Origin of the sequence: Paenibacillus sp. GYB003 (assembly GCF_036577625.1) — a bacterium.
GTDB lineage: Bacteria > Bacillota > Bacilli > Paenibacillales > NBRC-103111 > Paenibacillus_AB.
Genome location: NZ_JARBDC010000008.1, coordinates 178,786 through 189,347 on the forward strand (window position 1 = coordinate 178,786; position 10,562 = coordinate 189,347).

Annotated in this window: 6 protein-coding genes; all 6 read right to left on the bottom strand. The window is 59.8% G+C overall.

The window, feature by feature from the left end:
* Positions 1-35: 35 nt before the first annotated feature.
* Positions 36-905, bottom strand: a complete 870-nt coding sequence (locus tag PV407_RS06130; RefSeq protein ID WP_332089005.1) for a carbohydrate ABC transporter permease — start codon at positions 903-905, stop codon at positions 36-38.
* 22 nt (positions 906-927) lie between these two features.
* Positions 928-1,827, bottom strand: a complete 900-nt coding sequence (locus tag PV407_RS06135) for an ABC transporter permease (protein ID WP_332089006.1) — start codon at positions 1,825-1,827, stop codon at positions 928-930.
* Positions 1,828-1,905: 78 nt separating this feature from the next.
* Complete coding sequence (locus PV407_RS06140) at positions 1,906-3,474, bottom strand: hypothetical protein (protein WP_332089007.1); 1,569 nt, start codon at positions 3,472-3,474, stop codon at positions 1,906-1,908.
* Positions 3,475-3,837: 363 nt separating this feature from the next.
* Positions 3,838-6,132: a helix-turn-helix domain-containing protein gene (locus PV407_RS06145; protein WP_332089008.1), complete on the bottom strand. Its 2,295-nt coding sequence runs from the start codon at positions 6,130-6,132 to the stop codon at positions 3,838-3,840.
* Between the two features lie 1,938 nt (positions 6,133-8,070).
* Positions 8,071-8,709 carry a fumarylacetoacetate hydrolase family protein gene (locus PV407_RS06150; RefSeq protein ID WP_332089009.1) on the bottom strand — a complete coding sequence of 213 codons (639 nt, stop codon included), beginning with the start codon at positions 8,707-8,709 and terminating at the stop codon, positions 8,071-8,073.
* Between the two features lie 41 nt (positions 8,710-8,750).
* Positions 8,751-10,292 (bottom strand): CapA family protein, encoded by a 1,542-nt coding sequence (locus tag PV407_RS06155; protein ID WP_332089010.1) that lies wholly within the window; start codon positions 10,290-10,292, stop codon positions 8,751-8,753.
* Between the last annotated feature and the right edge of the window lie 270 nt (positions 10,293-10,562).

Sequence of the window (10,562 nt, forward strand, 5' to 3'; positions counted from 1 at the left end):
GGCGTGTTCGCGGGCGAATCGGGACCGGGATCGGCTCATTCCTTGAGGGAGCCGACCATCGCCCCTTTGACGAAATATTTTTGCAGAAACGGGTAAACGATCAAGATCGGCGCGGTGGCGAACAGCGTAATGCCCGCCTTGAGCATTTCCGGCGTCAGCATCGTGGACACTTCCGTCGCGCTCGCCATCTGGTTCGCCTGCTCCTCGACGACGAGATTGCGCAGCAGCACCTGCAGCGGCAGCAAGTCTTTGCTGCGGATATAGATGAGCGCGCCGAAGTACGAGTTCCATTGGCCGACGGCGTGGAACAGCGCGATCGTGGCGATGACCGGCGCCGAGAGCGGGATCGCGATCCGCGCGAAGCTGCCGAGCTCGCTGCAGCCGTCGATTTTGGACGCGTCGAACATTTCGCTCGAGATGCCCTGGAAAAACGTCTTCATGATGATGACGTTGAAGGCGTTCAGCGCCCCCGGAATCATGAGCGCCCAGAGCGAATTTTCCATGCCGAGGCTGCGAATGAGCAAATAGTTCGGGATGAGCGGAGCCGAAAAGACGAACGTGACGATAATGCCCCGCAGCACCCACTTCCTCCCCTTCATCTGCGGACGCGACAGCGGATACGCCATCGAGGCGGTGAACGCCAGCGCGATCAGCGTCCCGACGACGGTAATGACGATACTGTTGAACATCGACCTCCAAATGTTTTCCATGCCGAAAATCGTTTTGTACACTTCGACGTTGAACCCTTTCGGCCAAAACGAGACGAGCTTCGCCTCGGTGTAAAACTGCGAGCTGAACGAGATGGCCGCCAAATGGACGATCGGGGCGATCATCGACAAGCAGAGCGCGACGAAGCCGGCGCCGTTCACCCAAGCGAACCAGTCGAGCCTTCTGCGTACCGGCATCAAGCCTTCCCCCTTCGCGATTCTAGTAAATGCTTTCTCCGGTCGTCTTGCGGCTGAGCGTATTCAGACCGACGACCAGCAGCAGGCCGACGAGCGACTTGAAAATGCCGATCGCCGTCGTCAGGCTGAACTGCGCCCCGAGCAAGCCGACCCGATAGACGTACGTATCGATCACCTCGCCGACGTCGCGCACGAGCGGATTGAGCATGATGAGCACCTGCTCGACGTTCGAATCGAGCACATGTCCGACGCGCAGCAGAAACAGCACGACGATCGCCGGCATGAGCGAAGGGAGCGTTATCGACCACATTTGCCGGAACCGGCCCGCGCCGTCCACCATCGCGGCTTCGTACAAATTCGGATTGATGCCGGAAAGCGCGGCCAAATAAATGATCATGCCCCAGCCCATTTCCTTCCATATGCCAACCGAGACGAGAATGCCCCGGAAATATTCGGGCTGCGTCAAAAAATCGATCGGCTTCAAGCCGAACCGGCCTACTATCGTATTCAGAAACCCGTCGATCGACAGCAAATTGATAAAAATGCTGCCGACGATGACCCACGACAAAAAGTGCGGCAAATAGAGCAGCGTTTGCACCGGCTTCTTGAACCACGCCTTGCGTATTTCGTTCAGCAGCAGCGCCAGCACGAGCGGAGCCGGAAAGCCGAACAAGATCGAATACAGGCTGAGCACCATCGTATTGCGCAAAATGTTGTAAAACTCGGCGTACGTGAACATGTCGGCGAAATGTTTGAAGCCGACCCACGGACTGTCCGCGATGCCGGAAAAGATGCTGTAATCTTGAAACGCGATCACGTTGCCGAACATCGGGACGTAGCGGAACAGGGCGAAATGCAGAACGCCGGGCAAGGCGAGAAGCCAGAGCAGCAGCGCGTCGCGGGACATTATGTTTTTGAGCATGGCGCACCATCCTTGTCGGATCGGCGGCGGCCGCGCCGGCCGCGAAAGCTCGCGACCGGAGCAGCCCGCTCCGCGCAATCATTTTTTGTTAAACTTGTTGTACCAATCGGTCGCTTCCTTGATCGCCGCGTCGCCGCCGCGCCGTTTCCATTCCGCCACGAACTTGTCGAACGAGGCGTCGAGCTCCTCCTTGCCGGTGACGACCTTGGCGAACATGTCGAGGAACAGCGTGCCGGCTCCCGTTCCGACGGCCAGCTCCGGATGCGTTTTCAAGCTGTTCAGCGTCGGCATGTGCAGCGCGTCGTTTTTGATGACGTTTTTCTTCGCCGTCTGGATGCCGGCCTTGATCGCTTCCGTATTCGGCGAGACGTCCAGCACCTTGTCCAGCATCCGGCCGTCGCCGCGCGGGTTGATCGACAGCTGGTAAAAGACGGAGGCGTCGTTGTCTTTGTTGACCGGATCGTTCATATCCCATTTCGGCTTGCCGTTCTCGACCTTGTAGTTGTAATCTTTGATGCCCATCGCGAAAAAGTCGTCGGCTTCGTCGGACCATACCCAGTTCAAAAACTTGATGACGTCTTCGGCTTTTTTGTTTTTGCTCGGCACGACCCAGACGAAATAAATTTGGTCGCCCTGCGCGGAAATGCCTTTGCCTTTGGCCGATTCCGGCGCTTCGAGCAGCGACAGCTTGGCCGTCTTCTCGACGAAGTTGGACGCCAGCCAGTCGGTGTTGTAGTTGGTGACGTCGTGCAGCCAAGCGCCGCCTTTGCCCTGTTTGATGCCGGCCATCCAATCGGCGCCCTTGTTCGTGAACAGGTTCGGGTTGATGTAGCCGTTGTCGTAGAGCGACTTCCAAAACTTGATGGCGTCCTTCATTTCCGGCTGAATCATGCCGGGCTGAAGCTGGCCGTTTTTCAAATACCACATGCCCGGATCGTAGCCGAAGTTGGAGAAGAACAAGTTCGAATAGATGAGGTTTTCCCGCACGTACAAGCCGTACTCGTCGTTCGGGTCGCCGTTGCCGTTCATGTCCTCCTTTTTGACCGCCTCGAAATATTTCAAATAGTCGTCGATCGTTTTCGGCTGCGGCATGCCGAGCTTGTCGAGCCAGTCCTGGCGAATGTAAACGACGCGGGAAGCGGGCAGCGCCGAAAGCGTCGGGATGCCGAATATTTTGCCGTCCTTGCTCACCTTCGGGCTGTTCCACGCCTCGGCCGGAATTTTTTTCTTCAGGTTCGGGCCGTACTTCTCGATCAGCGGCGTCAAATCTTCGAACACGCCTTTGTCGAGCGCGCCGGGATGCATCGTCGAATCGATGCTGTCCGTCCGGATCATGTCCGGCAGCTCCCCGGAGGCGAAGCGGACCGTCATCTGCTGCGTGAAGTCGTCGCCGTGACCGAGAAATTCGTATTTCAAATTGTAGCCGGACAGCCGGGACAATTCCTTGACGTAGCGGTCGTCGTCTTTCGCCTGCATCGCGTACTTGGCGTTGGAGTGCGACAGCAGGATGCTCAAATGTTTCGGCCCCGCCTGGCCGCCTCCGTCCGCGGCGTTTTTCTCGTCTTTGCCGCCGCAGCCGGCCAGTGCCGTCGCCGTGACGAGCGACACCGCAAACAGCGAAGCGAACGTCTTTTTCGATTTGCTCATGGAACACGCTCCTTCTATTTTGATGTAGAGCCGGCAGCCGGCTCCGGAGGGAACCCCCCTGTGCTCTCATTTTGCAATCGCTTCCACTTCCGTGCAATGCTCTATTGTTTGGATCGGGCGGAACAAATCATGATAACGATCGGAATAAAAAATGAGTATCGCCGAAGCCCGCGAAAACGCCGCAAAACACGAAAAACCCGCCTGGAGGCGCGGACAAACTTGCGAATCGCGGATGCTGTGCCGATCGTCGTGCTGCCTGGCGACTGCGAAAGTTGACGTCCGCGCGAGCGGGAATGCCGTTCGCCGGCGGTTTCGTTTCGTTGACATGGCGAGTATGGAAACATGCGGGCGCTCGCGAGCCGTTTATCCGGAAAGCCGGCGCCGCTGCTTGCGGTATTCGCCGGGCGGAACGCCGCACCATTGCTTGAAGACGCGATTGAAATTTTGCACGCTCGCATAGCCGATTTTGCCCGCGATGTCCTTGATCGGCATATCGGTATGCTCGAGCCAGTCGCGCGCCTTGTTCATGCGCAGCTCCTGCACGAAATCGCTGAAATTGACGCCGGATTCGTCCTTGAACAGCTTGCTCAAATACGAGACGGACAAGCCGAAACGGTCCGCCGCCTTTTGCAGCGTCATATCGTCCTCCAAATGCCGCTCCACGTAGCTCATCACTTCCCGCACCGTCTTCGTCTGCTTCGTGACCGACTCGGCGGCGAGATGCGCCTTGACGGCCGGAAACAATTCGTCCGCCAGCCACCGTTCGAGCCCGGGAAGCGAGCGGAGGCCGTGCAGCTTCCGGTACACGTCTTCTCCGGTCGCCTGCCGGATGTCGCAGCCGGTTTGCTGCAGCATATAGTCGAGCTCGCCGAGCATGTAGGCGAACAAGCCCATCGCCGTTTCCGGCGTCGTTTGCGCCTCGCGCAGCTGCGCGACAAGCCGGCCGAGCAGCGCCCGCGAGTCGTCCGTATTGCCGTGCAGCACGTGGTGCACGATCCGCTTCTGCGTCTCGCCCGTCTCCCGGCTGAGCCGCATCAGCCTCTCGTCCGCCTGTTCGGCGGCGATCGTCCGGTCTTCGCCCAAAATGAACCGGTGGCCGAGCAGCGCGACCGCCTCCTCGTAGCCTTTGCCGATTTCGGTAAACGCCCGCAGCGGGCTGCCGACGGCGATGCTGACGGCGAACCGGAAATAGTCGCGCACATGCCGCCGCGCTTCGTCCGCCAGCCGAAGGAGCGACGCCTTCGCTTCCTCGCCCGCGTCGTTCATGCCGACGAGCAGGACGACCTGCCCCGTCTTCGGCGTAAACCCGGCGCAAAACGGCACGCCGTGGAACGTCTCCTCTATCATTTTAAGCAGCGCGTAATGGATGAGCGACCGGTCCTTCTCGCGGTACGTGTTGTCGAAGGCGGAAATGTCGTCGGCTTCCGCGACGCAGACGAATACGTACTCGCCCTGCAGCGCGATGTTCGCGTGCTCGGCGGCGATCGCCAGCTCCCGCTCGGACATTTCGCCGCGCAGCAGCTGCTGGAAAATGCCTTGGCGCAAATACGGAAACTGTTCGTTCAGCCGTCCGAGCAGCCGGCGGTTCGTATCCGCCAAATGCTCCACGTAGGCGCCGATATCGGCGAGCCCGTCTCCACGGCTCCGCTCGCGGCGCTGACGGGGGACGAGCCGCTCCGTCAGCCGCTGGATCGGGACGTACATCCGGCTCGAGCCGACGGCGGCGAGCATCGTCCAGACGAGCGCAAGCGCGGAGACGACGATCCATGTCGTCAGGCGGATGCGCTCCGACTGGGCGGTAAGCGCCTTGACTTTCGTCAGCGCGATGTACGTCCAGCCGTTCGTCGCCGACTTTTCCGCATACACCTTGTACGGCTCTCCGCCGATCGCCACCTCGCCCGCCCCTTCCTCGCGCATCCCGTCCTTGCCCGGGCGGATGACGGCGTCGAGCGGCTTGCCCATCTCGCTGCGGTTCGAGCTGATGACGATGCGGTTTTGCTCGTCCGCGACGATGACCCGCGTGCCGTAGCCATGCTCCATCGAGCCGACGAATTTCAAAATGTCGTCGGGACCGACGTGCAGCACGAGCACGCCGTCCGTATACGCCGATTGAATCGGCACGGGGCGGTACAGCAGCATGTCCGGCTGATCGTCGAACGTGCCGGCCGGAACGACGATCGCCTCGTTTTCCGCCGGCTTCATTTTGTCCAGTATGGTCAGCAGCCGCATTTGGGCGATCTCCTGGTCCGTGAACTTGTTCGAGTAGGCGAATCCGTTATGCCGCTTGTACAGGAGCGTCACGTTGAAATCGACCGGCGACGTGCTGCGGATGCGCCGGATCGTCTCGTTCATTTCGAGCGAAACGCTCAAATTTTCGATGCCCGGCCCTTCTCTCACCGACTTCTCGACTGCGAGATTGGTGGCGATGTAAATCGAGTTCGTATGGATGCTCTTCATGAACTGGTTCAGCTGCACCTGCATCTGGTTCAGCATGTAGCGATGGTTTTGATCGACTTCGCGCTGAACGCTGCGCGAGGCGAAATACGAAGAAAGCAGCCCGACGGTCAGCACGGGCAAAATGCTCAGAACGATGGAATACAGCAGCAGCTTGCGCCGAAACGGCAGCCTGGCGAACCGTACGATCAATCCGTTTTTCACTCGCGCCTCTCCTTTCTCGTAACGTGCGTTCGTTGGTACAGCTCAAGTGGCGGGCTCGACGGTCCGCAGCTGGTCCGGTGATGAGCTCGACGCTCGTATTGACGGTCCAGTCGCGGTGTCGGCGATCGTCCAGCTGGCTAGGTGGCGCTCCTCGACGATCGCGCAGCTCGTCCGGTGATGAGCTCGACGCTCGTATTGACGGTCCAGTCGCGGTGCCGGCGATCGTCCAGCTGGGCGCTCTTATCGATTATGCAGCCCCCCCTAGCAGCCTCGACGCTCGTGCGTGCAACCAGCTACTCCGCCGGTTTCATCGGTATCGTTTTGGAATGTGAATCGATCAATAAGTTTGTAAGCGATTTCAAAAACTTGTACTTAACTTGTATTATACCGTTTCGCAGCGTAAACGTACAGTCCCGATAGGCACGTCGCACACTTTCGCAGGAGTGGAGACCGATGCACACTACTCACTTATGTGAGTGCGTTCGGCGTTCCGTTGTCTTGGCCCGCAGATCGAAGGTAACTGGAAAACCTCCTTCTAATTCGTCTCCAAACCGGTATCTTTTCGGTTTAACGGGAAAAGCTCCCGGTAAAACCGTGCCGCATCGGCGAAACGGGCGATTCGGGCGAAATTAGCGGGAGCTTTTCCTGCTTTTGCGGCCGATCAGTAGGCAGATCGACAAAGTAACGGGAGGTTTTACCGGTATCTCTGCGATCCTCCGGTTGAGAGACGCATATCGGAGCGCGAAGACGGCAACAAGGCCGCGCGCTTGATTGACGCTATAAGCGCTCCGCTCCGCCACGCCAAGCCAAACCGAATTCGCTTACATTGCGATTGCACCGGACTCCGTCGGAAACTAAAAAAAACGTCTATCGACGTATTTCGAGGATGAGCGAAAACCGTCGGCTTCCGAAACGTAACGGACGCCACGGCGCTTATTTCGCGAAAATCGGCCGTTTTCCAATCGTAACGGACACCACCTGCGCTTATTTGTACCGAACCGCCGTCCAAAAGGGGTTTTTCGCCAAATAGCTGCTCCTGTGTCCGTTAGAAATAAAATAAGCTGAAATGAGGCTCCATAGCGGCCGCCATGTCCGTTAGACACTCGGGTCCGTGCCGCCGCCGCCCCATACTCGCCCCCCGCTCCTACTCTCGACGACGCCGGCGCAGGTCATACGAGCCGGTATCGCCGTTTCCCGCCGCCGGCAGCAGGAAACCCGCTCCGGTTTTGGCGCTTACACGAAGGTCGGGACGGACGGTCTTTGCTGTGCAAACCCTTTTGGTTGTGCCGAAACGGGAGCGGGTTGGGAACGAGATGGAAATGTTCCCGCTATTTTCGGTCGATTCCCGTTTGCGGGCCAAAACAACGGGAAAACGTCACGCTAAAATCGTCCAAACCGCGCTTTCACCGATTATACGCTATTTTACCTGGAGCTTTTCCAGTTATTTCGAAACGACGCCTACAAGTGAGCGAGGTAACAGGAGGTTTTCCCGTTCGTTCTATTCCGGCGGCCCGGTAGGACTCGGATCCGTCGGGCGTGGAAACGAAAGGCGCTGCTTGCTGCATCCTTTAGCGTACATGTTCAGTCATCCGAACCATGAGATCATCAAATAGAAACCCGAAAAGATATAAATGTTTTACTAACGAAAAAGGCGGCGGGACTTTTGAGCAAAGTCCGGCCGTCCCTTGTTAGAACGTTTGGCGGACCGTCATCCGGTCGCCGAAGTCCGAGCAATATAACTGTCCGTCAACCGGTCACCGTCTTCCGAGCGATCTGGCGGACCTTCAGCCAGTCGCTGTCTCCCGAGCGCTCTAGCTGACCTTCAGCCGGTCGCCGCAATCCGAGCGATTTGGCAGCCCGTCAACCGGTCGCCGCGATCCGAGCGGAAATCTTGCTCGCGCAACCCCCGCGCCGATCGCGAGCCGGCCATGCGCCGGACTATTTCGCGAGACGGATGACGCCTTCGCCCCAAATGTCGCCGCCGAATCGAAGCTGGAACCGGTCGCCGTCCGCTACCGGACCTACGCCCGCCGGCGTTCCCGTAAAAATGACGTCCCCCGGCCCGATGCCGTAATGCTCGGCGCAATAATCGACGATCGTCTGCAGGTCGAAAATCATATCGTTTACGTTGCCGCGCTGCGCCTCTTCTCCGTTTTTCAGCAAGCCGAAATCGTTCCGCGCGAGCGCCTCCGTTCCGCCGAACGGACGAAAGCCGGTGATCGGCGCGGAATTGCGGAAGCCTTTGGCGGCCAGCCAAGGGTACCCTTTCTTCTTCAGCTCGCTCTGCACGTCGCGCAGCGTCAGATCGAGTCCGAGCGCGACGCCGTCGATCAAGTCGTCGGCACGGGCGCCCTTCTTGTAGCTTTTGCCGATGCGGATGACGACTTCGGTCTCAAAATGCACCTCGCCCCGCCCGCCCGGAACTTCGATTTCGCCGCCGTCCAGCGGGACGAGCGAATGGGTCGGCTTCGAAAACAGCATCGGCTGCTCGGGCACGGCGTTGCCGAGCTCGGCGGCGTGCAGGCCGTAATTTCGCCCTACGCAGTAAATGTTGCGAATATCGGTAAAATGGCTCATGCTCCCGTCTCCTCTATCGTAAATGTCGGTCCGATGGCCGGTCAGCGCGGCTGCTTCGTCCGAACGATGCCGTCGGCGCCGATTTCCGCCTGGAACGAGAGGCCGGTCAGCCGCTTGAACAGCTTCGCCGCCGCATCGTCCGCCATCGGCTCCGGATTGGCCAGCTTGCTGAGCACCGGCACCGTCTTCAGCGAGCAGCCGCCGTCCTTGGAGCACGACGCCTGCAAAATGACCGTTTCCCACGTCACCGGGTTTTCGTTCATCGTGAATATGAAATTGCCCAGACTGTAGGCAATCCATTTGCCGTTGTATGACTCGAAGCCTTGCAGCACGTGGGGATGGCCGCCGACGATCAAGTCCGCTCCGGCATCGATATATTCGCGGGCATAATCGCGCTGGTACTTCTCGGGCTGGTCGTGCTGCTCCAATCCCCAATGGGCGACGACGACGACGAGATCGGCCTGCTCTTTGGCGTTTCGGATCGCTTCGAGCGGCGCCTTCAAGGCGTACGTATCGGCGACGCCGGGGCGGTCCTTGCCGGCCTTCCATTCCTGCGTCGGCACCACCTTGCTCAACCCGAGAAAGGCGATTTTGATTCCTTTTTTCTCGACGATGACCGGTTTGAACGCTTCCGCCGCGTTACGGCCGGCTCCGAACCAGCGGATGCCCGCTTTGTCGAGCTGGTCGAACGTATCGAGCAAGCCGGTCGTACCGTAGTCGAGGATATGGTTGTTGGCCAAATTGACGAGATCGAAGCCCGCCTCCTTGAAGGCCGGCAGCGCCAGCGGCGAGGAGCGGTACGCGTATTCCTTGATCTGCTTCGTTCCCCGCTCGGTAATCGGCGTCTCCAAATTCGCTACGGTCAAGTCGGCGTTTTCCAGGTAGGAACGCACTTGCCGGTACGGGTAGTCGTATCCGTTCGCCTTCAGCGCCGTCGCCACGTTGTCCGCAAAAATGACGTCTCCGACGAACGTAAGCCGAACGCGGTCCGGATCTTCCGGCCAGCCTTCGCCGTCCGTTTTCGTCGGCGGAGCTTGCCCCGCGGGCGGCGTGCCCGCGTTCCCGTTTCCGGGACGGTCTCCGCCGGTTTCGGAGCCGCCGGAGCTGGCCGGTTTACCGCCGCCGCTATTGCCGGGACCGCCGGACCCGCCGCCTGTCGATCCGGATGCCGTTCCCGATGTCGCACCGTCCGGCCGATGATCGGACGGCTTATCGGACGATCCGCCGTTTGTCCCGCCTGCGCCGCCCGCCGGCTTCGTCCCGCCGTTTCCGGCGCCCGGCGTATTGCCGGCGTTCCCGCCAGGGTCCGGCTTCGCGCCGGTCCCGGTTTGGCTGTCTCCGCCTCCGCCGTTCCCGGAGCCGGTATTGCCGCTCCCCGCGCCGCCTTGTCCGGCCGTCTGCCGCGAATTCGCGTCGAGCGGGGAAGCCGTGTCGCTCCCGATCCGTTCGTAAGACAGCCAAAGCACGAACGCCAATGCGAAAAAGGCGAGCACGAACGCCGACGTGAACAGGCGCCGCCGCTGCTTTTGGCGGGTGCGGCTTCGTTTGCGCTGGTATGTTTCCTTTCGCGAGGAATGCTCCATTTCCGACTCCTTTGACACAAACGCTTTTGACCCTATTATAGCAGAAAAAAAGAGAGAGCGGTCCAGCCGGAAAATGGGTCGGGACCGGTCTCTGAAGGAAAACGGTCGGACATTCCGTTCCGCAATTTCGATAGCGAAGCCGTTTTTCCGCCGTACAGCGGGAAAAACGGTTCCGCGATCTCAAGCCGCTGCGGCATCGCTCGCCGGCCCGCGGCTACTTGCCCCCGCGATGGCGGCGCGGCGTCCGCGGCGAGCCGGCCTGCCGGGCTT

Bases quoted from the DNA above. Each gene is read 5' to 3' on its own strand.
- PV407_RS06130 (WP_332089005.1), bottom strand. From the start codon at position 905: ATGCCGGTACGCAGAAGGCTCGACTGGTTCGCTTGGGTGAACGGCGCC.
- PV407_RS06135 (WP_332089006.1), bottom strand. From the start codon at position 1,827: ATGCTCAAAAACATAATGTCCCGCGACGCGCTGCTGCTCTGGCTTCTC.
- PV407_RS06140 (WP_332089007.1), bottom strand. From the start codon at position 3,474: ATGAGCAAATCGAAAAAGACGTTCGCTTCGCTGTTTGCGGTGTCGCTC.
- PV407_RS06150 (WP_332089009.1), bottom strand. From the start codon at position 8,709: ATGAGCCATTTTACCGATATTCGCAACATTTACTGCGTAGGGCGAAAT.
- PV407_RS06155 (WP_332089010.1), bottom strand. From the start codon at position 10,292: ATGGAGCATTCCTCGCGAAAGGAAACATACCAGCGCAAACGAAGCCGC.